Genomic DNA, 15,939 nt, shown 5'->3' with positions numbered 1-15,939 from the left:
CGTCATGGACCCTCTCTTCGCGTTCGCCGCGGAGTTCTGGTGGCTGGGGCCCACCGTGATCGCGGGCGGTGCGGCCTCGTACGCCGGCATCCGCTACGGCCGCCGCCAGCGCGCACGGGCGCTGGAGTACGCGGGCGCCCGCCACGAGTTGGCCGTCGCGCGAACGCGCCTGTTCACCGCGCGAGCCCAGGCGAAGACCGCCCAGGCGGCATTGCTCATCGCCAAGAGCGCGCGCCAGAGCGGGCGCGGGTCGATCGGCGAGATCGAGGCCGCCCGCCACGCCGTGGGCGAGGCGCAGCGGGAGCTGCGGTCGGCGCAGACCGGGCTGCGTGGCCGCCGCGTGCAGGTCAAGGCCGCCAAGGCGTTGATGCGCAGGATGCCTCGGGGTGACGAGCACCTGCCGCTCTCGCGGCTCGTGGCCGAACACGATGCGGTGCTGTCGAACTGGATGGCCTACGAGACCGACCCCGCCAAGGCGATCGCCTTTCCGACGATGAGCGATGCCCGGGTGCCGGCGACCGCGGCGCTCTTGACCGCGATGGACACCGCCCGCTGGCTGCGGCCCCGCCCGGGCAAACCGACCCTCACCCCCGAGGAGTTCGCTCGCTACCGCACGGCGGTGACCGAGCTCGAGGCCGCGTTCCACACGGCGGAGGCGGCGGCATGGCGCGCGGCGGGAGCATCCGGTCGGCCCCCCGGTGCCGCATCCGATCGCTCCTTCGGAGACGGCGCCGGCGTTCCGCCGCAGCTGCGCGGCGCCTGGGACGACCTGGTCGAGAATGCGCGAGCCGCCGCGATGACCGCCGCAGCCGCGGCGACCGAGTCTGCACGCGATGCGATCCTGCGCGCCGCCAAGCGCGGGTCCCGTCCCGACGGCGCCGATCCGCGACGGGACGCCACCGCCCCGCGACCGGGCGCCACCACCCCTCCCCGCGCTGCGTCGACCCCGCCCCCGCCCGCGCCGACCGATGGCGCGGCGGCCGAGCCCGGCGACAAGTCCACCGGCGACAGGCGCGGTCCGATCTGGCCCATCCCGCGTCGTTCGTCGAACTGAGGCCCGCTGCGCCCCGCCCCGCGCGTAGCATGACGGGGTGGAGGCTTGGCAGTTCTTCGGCGCCTACTGGTGGCTGATATTCCCCCTGATGGGTGTGGCAGGGGGCGTCGGTCGCGCGTGGCAGAAGTCGCTCGAGCGGCGCCACGTCCGGCGACTCGAGGTGCTTCGGGCCAAGAGCGAGCTGCGTGCCGCGCAGGTCGCCGCTCGCGCGCAGCCTGCCGCGACGGATGCCCCGGACTCGCGCGAGAGCGACAGCCCGGCGACTCGGCTGCAGCGCCTGTTCGACGCGCACGACGCCGTCACGTCACGCTGGCTCGAGTACGAACTCGACGTGGCCAAGCTGATCGCGTTCCCCGCGATGAGCGACGGTCGTCAGCCACTCACCGCCGCGTTCCTGCGCGCCAAGCGCAAGGCGGATGGACTGCGGCCGGCATCGCCCAAGACGCGGACCGGCAAGGAAGAACTCGCCGAGTACCGCGATGCCGTGCACGAGTACGAGGCCGCTTTCGACATCGCCGAGCGTGACGCACGCCGGCTGCGCGACCACTCGTTCACCGAGGTGGAGCGCAAGCGGCTCGACACCGCCAAGCAGCTTCTCTCCGTGGCGGTCGATCTCGCGGCGACTCCGGCCGAGCGCCAGCTCGCCTATCGTCGCGTGCGCGAGGAGTTGGATGGCCTGATCTCGGTCTCGGACGAGGCCATCGAGGTGCTCGAGAATCGCGTGGCCCTCGAACTCACGACGGGCGAGTTGACCCCGCCTGCGGTGCCCGCCTCGGCTGCATCGGAGTCCGCGGCGACGAATGGGACGGATGCCTCCGGCGCTGCACCCTCTCGGGCACCTCGACCTGCCGAAGCCATGCCGTCCGTGGAAGCCGAGTCATCCGCTGCTGCGACGGGCTCCTGGCCCGTGCCCTCACGCGGCACGACTCCGGCGCCCGGTCGCGTGACCCGGCCCCGACCGCACGCATGACGTCGACGGACGGTCTCGGGGAGGCGCTGGTCGACGGCGTGCTCCGACTGCTGACCGACCTCGACCCCTACTTCCTCGACCCGGGCGGGCCGGAGGGCGTACCCGCGGGCGAGTACGACATCGAAGCGCGTCCCCTCGCGAAGCTCCTCTCACAGAACGGCTTCATCACGCCCGAACAGGTCGACGCGGCGTGGCTCGAGTACTTCGACGAGCCGGTCAGCGATGTGGTGGGCGAGGATCGCGCGCGCGAACTCGTGGCAGGTCTCAACGGCCTGATCCACCGCACAAGGGGATAGACCCCGCCGACCTCACCGGGCCGCGTCGACGGGCTCGGCTTTGTCGGCAGCAACGTCGTGCATCGCGTCGATCTGCTCGAGGCTCATGCCGTTGGTTTCGACACGATTGAGCCAGGTGATCAGCGCGCCGAGCAGTGACGTGCCCGCCAAGAGCAACACGATCACCGTGGTTCCCCAAGAGGCGAGCAGAATCGGAAAAAGGAAGGCTGTCGAGACCGCGCCGATCTTCGCTACCGACGCGGCAAATCCAGCGCCCGTGCCGCGCAGCGCGGTCGGAAACACCTCTCCGGCGATCAGGTACGTCATCGAGTTCGGGCCGAGGTTCGTCATCAGGTTGAAGAGCATGAACCCGACGAAGACGAGGACGACCTGTGCGGTGCCGGTCATCGCCGTCGAGATCCCGGCGATGATCAGCCCGGTCGCACAACCGACGAAGCCGAGGACCTGCAGCCGAATGCGGCCGAATCTGTTGACCAGCACGATCGCCAGAACGATGCCGATGAGCAGGAACGCATCGATCAGCACGGCACCCTCTGCCCCGTTCAGATCGCTATGCACGATTCCGGCGACGGTATGGTCGTTGACGGCGGCCAGACCGACGGTCGCGGCGATGATCGTCGGGGTGAAGATTCTGATTCCGTAGGTTCCGAGGTCCTGCAAGAACCACGGAACGCTGGCGAGGATCGTCGAGCGGCGCCACGGTGGCCGGAACAGCGCGCGAAATCCGGACGACCGCACTCTCGCCGCCCCCGGGGTCTGGTCTCGGGCGAGCCGGACGATGCTCGGGTATTGCGGCTGTCGCCCCAGCAGACGCTTGAGTTCGGCCTCTGCTTCGGAAACTCGACCCGTCCCGAGCAGCCAATGCGGGCTCTGGACGGTGAACAGTCGACCCACCGCGACGAGAACGGAGGGGAGGATGACTACCCCGAACATCCATCGCCAGTCCGAGAGTTCCACCCGGTTGGCGAGCACGATCACACCGACGACGGTGCCCGCCAGAGCACCGACGGCCTGGAATCCGAACGCCGTCAGGACTCCTCGCCCGCGGATGCTGGTGGGCATCGTCTCGGAGATCATGATGTGCGCCGTGGGGTAGTCGCATCCGAGCGCCAGCCCCACACCGACCAGGCAGATCACGAGAATCGGGAAGCTGGGGCTGATCGTGACGCCGATCAGGAACAGGGTCAACAAGATCATCTCGCCGAGGAACACTTGCCGGCGTCCCCATCGATCCGACAAGCTTCCGAGGGCCGTCGCGCCCACCATGATGCCCAGCAACGGCGCTGCCGTGGCGAGCCCCGTCTCGGCGGGCGTCAGAGCGAACTCCGCGTTGATCAAGGGCAGGGCGACCCCGACCATGAAGATGATCATTCCCTCGAAGAACTTGCCGGCCGAAGCGAGCAGCCAGATGGTCTTCTGCATCGAGGTCATCGCACCGATCGCGGCGGGCGTGCCGTCACGCCAGGCGGGAAGCTCGTCGATGTACTGCTGCACCGTCGCGGGGGCCACCGCCGACTCGACCGCTGCGGGCTCGATTGCGGACATCTGCGCCTCCATACGGGTGCATGCCGAGCCGCGCGGCTCCGCGGCTCGATCTTGAGGCCACATCATGAACTCGCGTCGACTCGCAGGCGAACGGAGATCAACGGGGCCGGTGGTCGCGCTAGCGTGGGGCGCACATCCCACCCTCAGCCACGGCAGGAGCTCTCCCCATGCTCGTCACCACCATGAACGACGTCCCCGGCGCCACGATCACGTCGGTGATCGGCGAGGTCAGTGGGCTGACCGTGCGCGCCCGTAACATCGGCGCCCAGATCGGCGCGGGATTCAAGGCGCTCGGTGGCGGCGAGCTCAAGGGGCTCACGCTCCAGCTCGAGCAGACGCGCGCCGAAGCCGTGCAGCGGTTGATCGAAGCGGCGCAGGCGCAGGGCGCGAACGCCGTGGTCGCCATGCGGTACGACTCGAACGAGCTCGACCAGAACTTCCAAGAGGTCGTCGCCTACGGCACCGCCGTCGTCATCTCGGGCTGATCCGCCCGGGCATCCCCCGGTTCACCGGGAGATGATGGACGTATGCCCGCAGCTCACCGTCCCGGCCTCCGGGTGAGCGCGGCGCTCACAATTCCTGAGTCCGAGCTGTCGTGGCGGTTCTCGCGCTCGTCCGGCCCCGGGGGTCAAGGGGTCAATACGGCCGACTCCCGCGTCGAGCTGGTGTGGGATGCTGCCAACTCCGGCGTGCTCTCGTCGCTCCAGCGCGAGCGGCTCCTCGATCGCCTGAGCGGTCGTCTCGTCGATGGAGTGCTGACGATCGCAGCATCCGAGCACCGCGCACAGCTTCGCAACCGGGACGCGGCGCGCGAGCGGCTCGCCGCCCTGGTGGCGGACGCTCTCCGCCCTCCCGGACCGGCGCGACGCCCGACGAAGCCGACCCGCGGGGCCAAGGAGCGACGTCTCACCGCCAAGAAGCAACGCACCGACGTCAAACGCCTCCGTCGCCCGCCCACCGACTGACGGTCACCCGCGCACACCCCCGCCGCATGTCCCACTTTCTCGCCATCGTGTCCCACTTCCCACCGCAATAACGGGCTCAATCCGAGGCGAAGTGGGACATCCTCTGCATGACGAAAGCGGGCCCCGACCGAAGCCGGGACCCGCTCAACGGACGCAGACCAGATCAGTCGGTGATGACCGTCTCGAATGCATCGGGGTTCGCCTCGAGCCAGGCCTCGACGGCCTCGGCCTCGCGGCCCTCGCCGTACTCGTTCACGACCATGTCTTCGAGCGATCCGTAGGCGGCGTCATCCAGCTGGATACCGGCGATCAGCTCTGCGGCGTCGGCGCAGCGGTCCGAGAAGCCAGTGGTGCCGAGAAAGTGAAGCGCCTCGGGGTCGCCCATGGCGCCCTTCGGGTCTTCGAGGTCCTTGAGGTCGTACGCCTCATTCGCCCAGAACGGCCGCCACGACGTGACGACGATGTCTTCCTGCGCGTCGATCGCGTTGCTCAGCTCGGTGAGCATGGCCGCGGTCGACGACGTGATCAGCTCGTACTCGCCGTCGAGACCGTACTCGGGCATCATCGAGTCCTGGGTCTGCGCGGTCAGGCCGGCACCGGGCTCGATTCCGACGATGCGTCCACCGAAGCGGGCGGCGTTGCCGGCCAGGTCTTCGATCGAGTCGATGTCGACATAGCTCGGCACGGCGATCGTGAGGCTCGCGCCCTCGTAGTACGCGCCGAGGTCTTCGATGTCGTCGCCGTACTCGTCCATGTACTGCGCGTGCGTCAGCTCGGGCCAGGCCGAGGGGTACACGTCGACGTCACCCTGAGCGAGACCGGCGTAGAGGGGTCCGGCTTCGGTCAGGGTCTGCATCTCGACGTCGTAGCCGAGCTTGCCCAGCTGGTTCTCGAGCAGGTACGCCGTGCTCAGGCCATCGGTCCAGGCGGGGAGGTAGCCGAGGGTGATGGTGCTGCACTCTGCCATCGTGGGGTCGCCGCCGGCTTCGCCCTCGTTGGTGGTGCTGCATCCGGCGAGCGCGAGGCTCGCGACGGCGCCGATGGCGAGGATGCCTGTGATGTTTCGCTTGTTCATGCGTTTCCTTCCGTTTCGTATGGTTCGTTCGTTCCGTATGGGCAGGTGGGAGTTGAAGCTCAGGTGAGGATCGGGGCGCGGCGCGGTGAAGCGACGTCCCGCTCAGCCTCCGTAGCGGGGTGCGTGGGCGCGGCGGGACCGCCGCCCGAACCGCCGTTGCCGCGGCGGCGCGCCAGCACGCCGAGGAGCGAGGAGCGGTACTGGGCGGGGCTGCCCAGGGCCGCGGTCACGCGGTCGAGGAACACCGCGATGATCACGACGCCGAGGCCCGCCTCGACGCCGAGCGCGAGATTGACGGTCGAGACCGACTGCACCACGATCTTGCCGAGGCCGTCCGCGCCGACGATGCCCGCGAGCACCGCCATCGACAGCGCCAGCATGATGACCTGGTTGACGCCAGCCATGATGGTGGGCATCGCCAGTGGCAGTTGGATGCCGCGCAGGATCTGACCGGGCTTCGCGCCGAATGCGTGCCCCGCTTCCACGGTCTCGGAATCGACACCGCGGATGCCGAGCTCGGTCAGACGAACCCCGGGCGGAAGCGCGAAGATCACGGTGGCGACCAGGCCCGGCACGACGCCGATGCTGAAGAACGTGATCGCGGGGATCAGGTACACGAACGCCGGCATCGTCTGCATGAAGTCGAGCACGGGTTTGAGGACCGCTCGCACCGTGTCGTTGCTCGCCGACCAGATGCCGAGAGGGATCGCGATCACAAGCGCCACGAGCGTCGCGACCAGCACGAGCGAGAGCGTCTGCATCGCGGGAGTCCACAGGTTCATGGCCACGATGAGCGTGAACGACAACGCCGTGCCGAGCCCCATCTGCCATGAGCGGAACAGCCAGCCGAGCAGGGCGAACAGGACGATCGCGAGGGGGACGGGCACCGCGAGCAGCCCATCCGTGAGTCCGTCGACCAGGAAGCGGACGACGAGGGCGATCAGATCGAAGAAGCCCTCGAAGTTGTCGCGGATCCAGTCGACGACTCCCTCGACCCACTCACCGACCGGGATGCGGAAACCACCCATCAGCGCACCCCCTCTGCCTCGGCGGCGCCGACCCGGCTCGCTGCGAGCACCTGGTCGATCACGGTCGTGGGCACGGGCTGGGGGGGAATCGTGATCTCTTCCGTCGCGGTGGGTCCGGGTGTCAACGCGGCGAGCAGCGTCACGCGGGGGATGACCCCGACGAGGCGACCCTCGGCATCCGTCACCGCGAGCGGCAGACGCGACTCGACGGCGGGCACGAACAGGTTCATCAGGACCTCGTCGTCGCGGACGCTCTGCGGCACGGGACCGAGAGCCGAGGCGAGGGTCGTCGCGCCCTTCTGCACCAGCCGGAGCGCGTCGTGATCGCTCACGATGCCGAGCAGGCGACGTTCGCGGTCGACCACGTACACGGCAGACATATACGCGTCCCGCATCTGGCGGAGGGCCGTACGCGGGCCCGCGCCCTCGCTGACGACGGGACGCGGCAGCTCCATGACATTGGCGGCGGTGAGCACCCGCGTCCGGTCGACATCCTGCACGAACTGCTCGACGTAGTCGTTCGCGGGATCGGTCAGGATGTCTTCGGGCGTGCCGATCTGCACGATGCGCCCGTCGCGCATGACGGCGATGCGATCACCAAGCAGCATGGCCTCGTTGAGGTCGTGGGTGATGAAGACGATCGTCTTCTTGAGCTTCTGCTGCAGGGTCAGCAACTGCTCCTGCATCTCACGCCGGATAAGGGGGTCGAGCGCGCTGAACGCCTCGTCCATCAGCAGCACATCGGTGTCTGCGGCGAGGGCGCGGGCGATGCCGACCCGCTGCTGCATGCCGCCGGACAGTTCGGACGGGAGCTTGTCGCCCCAGCCGGTGAGTCCGACCATCGCGAGGATCTCTTCGGCCTTCGCGAGGCGCTCGGACTTGCCGACGCCCCGCAGCTCGAGCGGGTAGGCGACGTTCGCCGCGACCGTGCGGTGCGGCAACAGGGCGAAGTGCTGGAACACCATCGACATCCGATCACGGCGGATGTCGCGGAGCTTGCCCGCGGGGATGTCGGTGACCGGCTGACCCTGCACGGTGATCGTGCCCGCCGTCGCGTCGTGCAGGCCGTTGAGCATGCGGATGATCGTCGACTTGCCCGACCCCGAGAGGCCCATGATCACGAAGATCTCGCCCCGCTCTACCGTGAAGCTCGCGTCGATCACGGCGGCGGTGCCGGCGTCCTCGACCTGTGTGCGGCTCTCGCCGGCGGCTAGACGCTTGACGGCCTGCTTGGGGTTGCGGCCGAAGACTTTGTAGAGGCCATGGGCCTCGATGGCATGCGCGGTTGACACGGTGTTGCTACCTCGGCGTCCCAGCGCTCACGGGATCGCATCGGTCACGCCCGGGTGGGCGATCCTCGGCCTGCACGCACCCGTGTGGGGCACCCGCGACACCGGCGGCTGACATCGGGTCTACCGCCCAGATCGCCGACCGTACGCTTCGTTGACACACCCATCGGGCTGGGGTCTAACGAGCGCGGACTGGTCGTGAAGGCCACGTGGCCTCTGGTTCCAGACCATCAGACATGGGCAAATGGGGCAAATCCGCATGGCCGCGAAACGGTCGATTTCGGCCATCACTTGACAGAGTCGAGGTTGCATGGTTACTTACTCATGTAACTAACTAACCCACTGGCCGGAGGAACGTGTGATCGAAGAAGGCCGGGCCCTGTTCCTGCAGATCGCCGAGAGCATCGAGGACCAGATCGTCGACGGCAGTCTCGCCGAAGAATCCCAGGCCCCGTCCACAAACGAACTCGCGGCGTTCTACCGGATCAATCCCGCGACCGCGGCGAAAGGAGTTTCGATGCTCGTCGACCAGGGCGTGCTCTACAAGCGACGCGGCATCGGCATGTTCGTCGCCGCCGGTGCCCGCGATCGCGTCCTCGCCGCCCGGCGCGGAGCGTTCTCGGATCGTTACCTCGAACCCCTCCTGGCAGAGGCCCAGCGCCTCGGTCTCGGCCCCGACGATCTCGTCGCGCTCATCCGCGAGCGCGCCGACGACACCATCCCCGCCCCCTCCGAAAGGACCGCGCAATGACTTCCCGCGCCATGAACCCCGTGATCGAGGTGCAGAACCTGACCAAGCGGTACCGCGACACCGTCGCCGTGGACGACGTTTCGTTCACGATCGAGAAGGACGTGATCTACGGATTGCTGGGCCGCAACGGCGCCGGCAAGACCACCGTCATGTCGATGCTCACCGCACAGAACTTCGCCACGAGCGGGCAGATCCGCGTGTTCGGCGAGCACCCCTACGAGAACGCCCGGGTGCTGCGGCGCATGTGCTTCGTGCGCGAGAGCCAGAAGTACCCCGACGATGCTCTCCCCAAGCATGCGTTCGGCGCGGCGCGGCTCTTCTTCCCGAACTGGGACCAGGGGTTCGCCGAGCGGCTGATCGACGAGCTGCAGCTGCCGCAGAAGAAGACGATCAAGAAGCTCTCGCGCGGTCAGCTTTCCGCCGTCGGCGTCATCATCGGCCTGGCCTCGCGCGCCGAGATCACGTTCTTCGACGAGCCCTACCTCGGGCTCGACGCGGTCGCGCGGCAGATCTTCTATGACCGCCTGATCGAGGACTACACCGAGCATCCGCGCACCGTCATCCTGTCGTCGCACCTGATCGACGAGGTCTCGAACCTGCTCGAGCGCGTCCTCGTCATCGACCGCGGCCGGATCGTCATGGACGAGGAGACGGATGCCGTGCGCGACCGTGCGGCGAACATCGTCGGCGACTCGGCGGCCGTCGACGCATTCGTCGCGGGTCGCGAGGTCATCCATCGCGAAAGCCTCGGCCGGGTCAGCTCGGTGACCGTGCTCGGCGCCCTGACCGCCGACGACCGCCAGCGCTTGACGGCCGCGGGCCTGGATGCCGCGCCCGTGTCGTTGCAGCAACTGATCGTCCGAACCACCCAGCACGCGGCCGAGTCGGCCGCCGCCCCGATCGACGAGGGAGCACTGCGATGAGCCGCACACTGAACGTCGTCCGCATGCAGCTGATCAACCGCAACACCTACATCTGGATCCCGCTGCTCGTGCTCGCCGGAGCATTCGTGCTCTCGCTCGCCGTCTACGCGCTCATCCCGGGGGACGGACCGAAGATCGGCGGCGGGGCCCAGGCACCGCTGTGGTACTTCCTCGTCGTCGGCGTGCAGTCCCTCACGCTCACCTTCCCGTTCTCGCAGGCGATGAGCGTGACCCGGCGCGAGTTCTTCCTCGGCACGTACCTGACCGCGGCGATCACCTCGGCCATCCTCTCGATCGTCTTCGTGATCGGGGGCCTGATCGAGAGGGCGACGGATGGCTGGGGCATGAACGGCTGGATGTTCTACGGTGAGGAGATCTGGCAGGGCGGGCCGCTGGCGGCGTTCGCGTTCTACTTCCTGCTCGCGATGACGTTTTTCTCGATCGGCTTCTGGTCGGCCACGATCTACAAGCGGCTCGGCGCCTTCTGGCTGACCGCGACGCTGATCGCGATCGGCGCCGTCCTCATCGGCGTGACGTGGCTGATCGGGCGCACCGACTCGTGGGGCGCGATCTTCGGCTGGTTCGCGGCGCAGAACTCGCTGAGCCTCGCCCTGTGGTCGATCCTCGTCATCGCGGTGCTCGCGGGCACATCCTTCATCCCCCTGCGGCGCGCGGTTCCCTGACGCAGCGGGCGGTCGGTTCGTCTCGACCCGAACGTCTCAGCGCAGCGGGACCGGAACGTCCCGCCCGCCTTCGTGAGTCAGGCGCTCGCCCATCTGCACCAGCGTCGGCGCGGTGACGAAACCTCCCGCGAAGAGAGCCTGGCCCTGCGCGAATCCGGGGGATCGCTCGAGGAGTGACTGCGGCGCATAACCGAAAACCGCGGCCAGATCGTCCAGGTCCCGGGGCGAGCTCATCCGCATGAGGGCCAGGTTGTCGCATTGCGACAGCGCGTTCGGATGCACCTTCGTCGGCCGCTGCGTGGAGAGGAGCAACCAGATTCCGTACTTTCGCCCCTCGGCGGCGATCTGGACGATCCGCTCCGTGAGCAGGCGCTCCACGGGACTCGCCGGGTCCGGGGGACACAGATTGTGGGCCTCGTCGATGACGACGAGGCGCCCGATCCGCTCCTCGCGCCGCTCCCAGAGATGATCGAGCACGGCGAGCGCGGCCGCACGGGACTCGGCCTGCGTCGGGAAACCACCGAGGTCCAACACCGAGGCATCCGGTCGCTCATCGATGTCATCGGTCACGGCTCGCTTGCCCCAGGCCCACAGGTCCCAGTCGGCAACCCCGAGGTTTTCCAGCCGCGTTGCCAGTCGCTGCCGAATCGGGCCCTCCCCGGATCGCAGGTGCGCGACCAAGTCACCGCCCTCGACGAGCGGCATCTCGGGCTCGAACCGCAGCATGGCGTTGTACTCGTCGAAGTCCACCATCGGGTCGATCTGCATCAGAGCGGCACGCGAGCGCAGCGGCATGCCCAGAAAGCGGGCGTGCAGCGGACGATCCGCGTCGCCCGGGCGGAAGACGCGGATGTCGCGGGCCGACAGCTCCCGTGCGTCGTCCGTGCTCGCCCCCTCACGCACGTCGCCGAGGCGGACGAAGTCGGAGTTCGGGTCGAGGATCACCAGGGGCAGGCGTGTGTGCAGCAGCACCTGTTCGAGCAGGACCCCGAGGGCGTAGGTCTTGCCCGAACCGCTCTGACCGCACCAGAAAGTGTGCCGGTTCAGACGCGTCGCGAGTACGGTGGCCGCGGCCGGCTCGGCCGTACCGATCAGGGTGCCGATGGGCAGATTGCTGGACATGAGACGAATGCTAGACCTGTCCGAGGCTCGACTAACGCCCGTTCGCCGCCTGCTCGTGGTGATGGATGACCTCCGCCACGACGAAGTTGAACCACTTCTCGGCGAAGGCGGGGTCGAGATCGGCGTCGAGCGCGAGGCGCCGCAAACGGGCGACCTGTTCGATCTCGCGCGTCGGATCCGAGGCCGGCATCTCGTGCGTGGCCTTCAGCACGCCCACCTGCTTCGTGCAGCGGAAGCGCTCGGCCAACATGTAGACGAGTGCGGCGTCGATGTTGTCGATGCTGGCGCGGAGGCGCAGCAGCTCATTTCGCGGGTCGCTTTCGTGGGTCACGGGGCCCTCCTCTTCCACGAGGTTACCGGGATGCCCGGGGTTGTCGCTGGCCGATTCCCGCGCGGCCGCGAGGCCTCGCTACGACGCCTCGGCGCACTATGGTGTGACCATGAGCGACGCCACGACCGATCCCGCGCCCCCGGCATCCGACAAGCCCTCGTCGGGGATCCGATCGTTCTGGGCCAAGATCGACCAGCCCTTCACCGTGGGCTTCACCCTCACGCTCGGCGGCCTTGCCGCCCTGCTGCTGGGACTGGCGATCAGCAACCTCGCGACCGTCATCATCTACATCGTGCTCGCCCTGTTCGCCGCCCTCGGCCTCGAACCCGTCGTCAACTGGCTGGTGGCTCGCCATGTCAAGCGTGGCTGGGCGATCGCGATCGTTTTCCTGGGTGTGGCGCTTCTGCTCGTAGGGGTTCTCTGGCTCGTGATCCCGACCGTCGTCCAGCAGATCACGCAGTTCGTGCAGGACATCCCCAGCCTGATCAGCGCGGCGGAGAAGTCGGACTGGTTCGCCTATCTGCAGGGCATGTTCGGCACGGCGCTGCCCGATCTGCTCAACAATCTCGAGACCTTCATCAGCAACCCCGCCAACATCGCCGCGATCGGTGGCGGAGCGCTACAGATCGGCGTCAGCATCGTGGAGGGCATCTCGGGCGCCTTCATCACGCTCGTTCTGACCCTGTACTTCATCGCGTCGATGCCCGCGATCAAGCAGGCGTTCTACCGTCTTGCGCCGGCACGCAATCGTCCGGGGCTGCGCGACATGACCGAGCAGATCACGGGATCGATCGGCGGCTACCTGATCGGCATGGTCGTGCTCGCGACGGCCAACGCGATCTTCGCATTCATCCTGCACGTCATTCTCGGGCTGCCGTTCCCGGCCCTGATGTCGGTCATCGCGTTCCTGATCACGCTCATCCCGCTGATCGGACCGGTGCTGTATTGGGTCATCGCGAGCGTCATCGCGATGTTCTCCGACCCCCTGACCGCGCTCCTGTTCGCCGGGTTCTACCTGGCGTACATCCAGGTCGAGGCGTACGTCCTCACGCCCCGGGTCATGAACCGCACGATCGAGATTCCTGGCGCACTCGTGGTCATCGGGGCACTCGTCGGCGGCACCCTGCTCGGCCTGATCGGCGCGCTCGTCGCGATCCCGGTGTCGGCGTCGATCCTGTTGATCATCAAGCAGGTCTGGGTGCCCCGACAGGACGCCAAGGTCTGACCCGCGGGCCGCACCCCGTCCGCGCGTCAGTCGCGGGCGCGCAGGATGCGGGTCGGCGCCGGCACGCCGGCGCGGTGCCGCACCTTGCTGGGCACGCCCGTGCGAATGTCGAGCGAGAGCGACGCGACGTCGTTCGAGTGCTGACCGGCAACGAGTAGCGTGTCGCGCACGACCAGGTGGTGCCGCGGCCAGGTGACGCCGGACTCGGCGAGCGCGACCTGCTCGAGGCTGCCGCCGTCCCCCGCGACGCGCAGCACCGCGATCGTGTCGCTCCCCCGCAGTCCCGCGTACAGGAAGGCGCGGTCGTGGGATGCCGCGAGTTCCGCGCCGGCGTCGTCCGGGAGGGTCAGGGCCGCGGCCGGGATGCTTCCGCGCATACGCCACTGTCCCGCCCGGTCGGCGCCGAGGATGAAGACCTCGGCCGAGTGCTCCGTCAGCACGTAGACGTATCCGCTGGGGTGCACGAGCAGGTGCCGCGGGCCCGAGCCGCGCGGCAGGAGCACCTCGTGATCGGGCACCATCCGGCCCGACGCCCGGCGCCAGACCCGCACCAGGTCGAAGCCCAGGTCGGTCGTGAGGGCACGACCGTCGGGCAGGAACGCCGCCGCGTGGGCTCGGGACGTTCGGGAGGCCGCGTCCGCGTCGACGGCCGACGTCAGCAGCGTGGCACCGCGCAGATCCGGCTCGGCCGGTCGGTCGTGATCGGGGATCAGGTGTGCGAACTCGGCGCCCGCGGCGGCGCGCAGTGCCGCCGCGGCGTCGGCGAGGCCGATCTCCGAGCGACGCCGCTCCGCGTCCTGATCGGCCGCCACCCCCGACATCCGCTCTTCCCGCCGCTCGCGCGCGGCGCGCGGATCTTCGGGCTCGTCGTCGAGGTCTTCACGAGCCGCATCCCGCGGGTCGCCGCGGTCGATCCCGTACGGGTCCCGAGCGGTCGGTGCGACGACGCGATCCATCGGCCGCCCGTTGCCGTCGAGTCCGATGCGGACGATGCGGCCATCGCCCCAGCAGCTCGCGAGCAGGTGGCTCCCATCGGGGCTGACCGCGACGTGACATACCGCCTCGCCCGCTTCGACCGACGAACCGAGCGGCGTGAACGAGGTGTCTCCCGTTCGCGCGAGCGCCGTCACTCTGCCTTCGCCTTCCAGCGCCGCGTAGACGACATCGAGCGACGGATGCGCCGCGAGCCACGACGGCGAGGTCAGGGCAGGACGCACCGCCCCGCGGAACGACAGCGGACCCGAGGCGAACGGCGAGCCGTCCTCTCCCGCGGTCAGCAGGCCGATGCCCTCGGCCGTGCCGCCCATGTCGGAGGAGTACCCCCCGACCCAGAACCGCATGTCAGTCCACGAGATCGTGTCGCACGATGACCTGGTCGCGCGCCGGGCCGACGCCGATCACCGAGATGCGCGTGCCGCTCATGCCCTCGAGCGCCAGCACGTAGTCGCGTGCCGCGACAGGAAGTTCTTCGAACGTGCGCGCCTTCGAGATGTCCTCGGACCACCCGGGGAAGTACTCGAGGATGGGCGTCGCGTGGTGGAAGTCCGACTGGTTGACGGGCACCTCATCGAACCTCTCGCCGTCCACGTCGTACGCGACGCACACGGGAACCCGCTCGAGGCCGGTCAGGATGTCGAGCTTGGTCAGCACGAGATCGGTGATGCCGTTGATGCGCGTGGCGTACCGGGTGATGGGTGCGTCGTACCAGCCGACCCGGCGGGGGCGGCCCGTGGTGGTGCCGAACTCGAATCCGCGCGAGCGGAGCCAGTCCCCTTCTTCGCCGAACAGCTCGGTCGTGAAGGGCCCGGATCCGACGCGGGTCGTGTAGGCCTTGACGATCCCGACGATCCGATCCAGCCGGTTGGGGCCGACGCCCGAACCCGTTGCCGCGCCGCCCGCGGTGGCGGAGGAAGACGTGACGAACGGGTAGGTGCCGTGGTCGACGTCGAGCATCGTGGCCTGCCCGCCCTCGAAGACGACGACGTCGCCCGCGTCCAGCGCATCGTTCAGCAGCAGCCCCGTGTCGGCGACCATGGGCCGGAGGCGCTCGGCGTACGAGAGCAGGTCCTCGACGACCTCGTCGACCGCGATCGCACGACGGTTGAAGACCTTCACCAGCAGGTGGTTCTTCTGATCGAGGGCGCCCTCGACCTTCTGCCGCAGGATGTTCTCGTCGAAGATGTCCTGCACGCGGATGCCCACGCGGTTGATCTTGTCGGCGTAGGCCGGACCGATGCCGCGTCCTGTCGTGCCGATCTGACGCTTGCCGAGGAAGCGTTCGGTCACCTTGTCGAGCGTGCGGTGGTACTGCGTGATGATGTGCGCGTTGGCGCTGACACGAAGCTTCGATGTGTCGACACCGCGCGCCGCGAGCGCGCCGAGCTCGGCGAACAGCACCTCGAGGTCGACGACGACGCCGTTGCCGATCACGGGGATGACGCCCGGCGACAGGATGCCCGAGGGCAGCAGGTGCAGGGCGTACTTCTCGTCGCCGATGACGACGGTGTGGCCGGCGTTGTTGCCACCGTTGAACTTCACGACCCAGTCGGTGCGCTCGCCCAGCAGGTCGGTTGCTTTGCCCTTGCCTTCGTCGCCCCACTGCACGCCGACGATCACGATGCCTGGCATGAGGCCCCCGGATTTCTTGTCAGGACGGTAAGACACCATCCTATCGAGGTCGTC

The 15,939-nt window shown here is 68.5% G+C and carries 17 protein-coding genes; 9 read left to right on the top strand and 8 right to left on the bottom strand.

The features are described 5' to 3' along the window. Window positions 1-4 precede the first annotated feature (4 nt). From CGU35_RS16740 to CGU35_RS16730, 3 genes are read left to right on the top strand one after another with little or no spacing between them, the layout of a single operon-like run. Entirely contained in the window at window positions 5-1,054 is a 1,050-nt protein-coding gene (locus CGU35_RS16740) for a hypothetical protein (RefSeq protein WP_100812602.1), read from the top strand. 37 nt (window positions 1,055-1,091) lie between these two features. Continuing rightward, a complete protein-coding gene (locus CGU35_RS16735; RefSeq protein ID WP_308455398.1) occupies window positions 1,092-2,024 on the top strand; it encodes a hypothetical protein in 933 nt (310 codons plus the stop codon). Further along, window positions 2,021-2,320, top strand: coding sequence for a hypothetical protein (locus CGU35_RS16730; protein ID WP_100812601.1), 300 nt, complete (start codon window positions 2,021-2,023; stop codon window positions 2,318-2,320). The genes CGU35_RS16735 and CGU35_RS16730 overlap by 4 nt, the downstream gene beginning before the upstream one ends. A 12-nt stretch (window positions 2,321-2,332) precedes the next feature. On the opposite strand, the gene CGU35_RS16725 is transcribed toward CGU35_RS16730, so the two are convergent. After that, window positions 2,333-3,865 (bottom strand): MFS transporter, encoded by a 1,533-nt coding sequence (locus tag CGU35_RS16725; protein WP_100812834.1) that lies wholly within the window; start codon window positions 3,863-3,865, stop codon window positions 2,333-2,335. 167 nt (window positions 3,866-4,032) lie between these two features. On the opposite strand from CGU35_RS16725, the gene CGU35_RS16720 reads away from it, so the two are divergent. Continuing rightward, complete coding sequence (locus tag CGU35_RS16720) at window positions 4,033-4,350, top strand: YbjQ family protein (protein WP_100812600.1); 318 nt, start codon at window positions 4,033-4,035, stop codon at window positions 4,348-4,350. Window positions 4,351-4,392: 42 nt separating this feature from the next. Next, on the top strand, window positions 4,393-4,830 hold the full coding sequence (arfB, locus tag CGU35_RS16715; RefSeq protein WP_100812599.1) for an alternative ribosome rescue aminoacyl-tRNA hydrolase ArfB: 438 nt from the start codon (window positions 4,393-4,395) through the stop codon (window positions 4,828-4,830). Window positions 4,831-4,993: 163 nt separating this feature from the next. Here arfB and CGU35_RS16710 read toward each other — a convergent pair whose 3' ends face one another. The 3 genes from CGU35_RS16710 to CGU35_RS16700 are packed head-to-tail and all read right to left on the bottom strand — an operon-like array spanning window position 4,994 to window position 8,225. Continuing rightward, window positions 4,994-5,905 (bottom strand): glycine betaine ABC transporter substrate-binding protein, encoded by a 912-nt coding sequence (locus CGU35_RS16710; protein ID WP_100812598.1) that lies wholly within the window; start codon window positions 5,903-5,905, stop codon window positions 4,994-4,996. 59 nt (window positions 5,906-5,964) lie between these two features. Beyond that, on the bottom strand, window positions 5,965-6,933 hold the full coding sequence (locus CGU35_RS16705) for an ABC transporter permease (RefSeq protein ID WP_100812597.1): 969 nt from the start codon (window positions 6,931-6,933) through the stop codon (window positions 5,965-5,967). After that, entirely contained in the window at window positions 6,933-8,225 is a 1,293-nt protein-coding gene (locus CGU35_RS16700; protein WP_100812596.1) for a quaternary amine ABC transporter ATP-binding protein, read from the bottom strand. The genes CGU35_RS16705 and CGU35_RS16700 overlap by 1 nt, the downstream gene beginning before the upstream one ends. Window positions 8,226-8,580: 355 nt before the next feature. Here CGU35_RS16700 and CGU35_RS16695 point away from each other — a divergent pair, with 355 nt between their 5' ends. The 3 genes from CGU35_RS16695 to CGU35_RS16685 are packed head-to-tail and all read left to right on the top strand — an operon-like array spanning window position 8,581 to window position 10,579. Continuing rightward, window positions 8,581-8,973, top strand: coding sequence for a GntR family transcriptional regulator (locus CGU35_RS16695; RefSeq protein WP_100812595.1), 393 nt, complete (start codon window positions 8,581-8,583; stop codon window positions 8,971-8,973). 11 nt (window positions 8,974-8,984) lie between these two features. Beyond that, on the top strand, window positions 8,985-9,896 hold the full coding sequence (locus CGU35_RS16690; RefSeq protein WP_100812594.1) for an ABC transporter ATP-binding protein: 912 nt from the start codon (window positions 8,985-8,987) through the stop codon (window positions 9,894-9,896). After that, window positions 9,893-10,579, top strand: coding sequence for a hypothetical protein (locus CGU35_RS16685; protein ID WP_100812593.1), 687 nt, complete (start codon window positions 9,893-9,895; stop codon window positions 10,577-10,579). The genes CGU35_RS16690 and CGU35_RS16685 overlap by 4 nt, the downstream gene beginning before the upstream one ends. 36 nt (window positions 10,580-10,615) lie before the next feature. On the opposite strand, the gene CGU35_RS16680 is transcribed toward CGU35_RS16685, so the two are convergent. Next, window positions 10,616-11,701: an ATP-binding protein gene (locus CGU35_RS16680; RefSeq protein ID WP_100812592.1), complete on the bottom strand. Its 1,086-nt coding sequence runs from the start codon at window positions 11,699-11,701 to the stop codon at window positions 10,616-10,618. A 31-nt stretch (window positions 11,702-11,732) separates the two neighbouring features. Then, window positions 11,733-12,032 (bottom strand): chorismate mutase, encoded by a 300-nt coding sequence (locus tag CGU35_RS16675; protein ID WP_036296758.1) that lies wholly within the window; start codon window positions 12,030-12,032, stop codon window positions 11,733-11,735. Between the two features lie 109 nt (window positions 12,033-12,141). On the opposite strand from CGU35_RS16675, the gene CGU35_RS16670 reads away from it, so the two are divergent. Beyond that, window positions 12,142-13,257, top strand: a complete 1,116-nt coding sequence (locus CGU35_RS16670) for an AI-2E family transporter (protein WP_100812833.1) — start codon at window positions 12,142-12,144, stop codon at window positions 13,255-13,257. A gap of 26 nt (window positions 13,258-13,283) precedes the next feature. On the opposite strand, the gene CGU35_RS16665 is transcribed toward CGU35_RS16670, so the two are convergent. After that, entirely contained in the window at window positions 13,284-14,597 is a 1,314-nt protein-coding gene (locus CGU35_RS16665; RefSeq protein WP_100812591.1) for a lactonase family protein, read from the bottom strand. A gap of 1 nt (window position 14,598) precedes the next feature. Then, the gene (locus CGU35_RS16660) at window positions 14,599-15,885 is read right to left on the bottom strand and encodes an adenylosuccinate synthase (protein WP_100812590.1); all 1,287 of its coding nucleotides are present in this window, start codon (window positions 15,883-15,885) and stop codon (window positions 14,599-14,601) included. Window positions 15,886-15,939 lie beyond the last annotated feature (54 nt).

It is taken from the genome of Microbacterium sp. BR1 (genome assembly GCF_002812725.1).
GTDB lineage: Bacteria > Actinomycetota > Actinomycetes > Actinomycetales > Microbacteriaceae > Microbacterium.
This window is presented reverse-complemented; position numbering and strand designations above follow the sequence as displayed.

Excerpts from the sequence above, each read along its gene's own strand:
- CGU35_RS16705 (WP_100812597.1), bottom strand. The coding sequence starts at position 6,933 with ATGGGTGGTTTCCGCATCCCGGTCGGTGAGTGGGTCGAGGGAGTCGTC.
- CGU35_RS16740 (WP_100812602.1), top strand. The coding sequence starts at position 5 with ATGGACCCTCTCTTCGCGTTCGCCGCGGAGTTCTGGTGGCTGGGGCCC.
- CGU35_RS16660 (WP_100812590.1), bottom strand. The coding sequence starts at position 15,885 with ATGCCAGGCATCGTGATCGTCGGCGTGCAGTGGGGCGACGAAGGCAAG.
- CGU35_RS16665 (WP_100812591.1), bottom strand. The coding sequence starts at position 14,597 with ATGCGGTTCTGGGTCGGGGGGTACTCCTCCGACATGGGCGGCACGGCC.
- CGU35_RS16670 (WP_100812833.1), top strand. The coding sequence starts at position 12,142 with ATGAGCGACGCCACGACCGATCCCGCGCCCCCGGCATCCGACAAGCCC.
- CGU35_RS16710 (WP_100812598.1), bottom strand. The coding sequence starts at position 5,905 with ATGAACAAGCGAAACATCACAGGCATCCTCGCCATCGGCGCCGTCGCG.
- CGU35_RS16685 (WP_100812593.1), top strand. The coding sequence starts at position 9,893 with ATGAGCCGCACACTGAACGTCGTCCGCATGCAGCTGATCAACCGCAAC.
- CGU35_RS16730 (WP_100812601.1), top strand. The coding sequence starts at position 2,021 with ATGACGTCGACGGACGGTCTCGGGGAGGCGCTGGTCGACGGCGTGCTC.
- arfB (WP_100812599.1), top strand. The coding sequence starts at position 4,393 with ATGCCCGCAGCTCACCGTCCCGGCCTCCGGGTGAGCGCGGCGCTCACA.
- CGU35_RS16690 (WP_100812594.1), top strand. The coding sequence starts at position 8,985 with ATGAACCCCGTGATCGAGGTGCAGAACCTGACCAAGCGGTACCGCGAC.
- CGU35_RS16720 (WP_100812600.1), top strand. The coding sequence starts at position 4,033 with ATGCTCGTCACCACCATGAACGACGTCCCCGGCGCCACGATCACGTCG.
- CGU35_RS16725 (WP_100812834.1), bottom strand. The coding sequence starts at position 3,865 with ATGTCCGCAATCGAGCCCGCAGCGGTCGAGTCGGCGGTGGCCCCCGCG.
- CGU35_RS16680 (WP_100812592.1), bottom strand. The coding sequence starts at position 11,701 with ATGTCCAGCAATCTGCCCATCGGCACCCTGATCGGTACGGCCGAGCCG.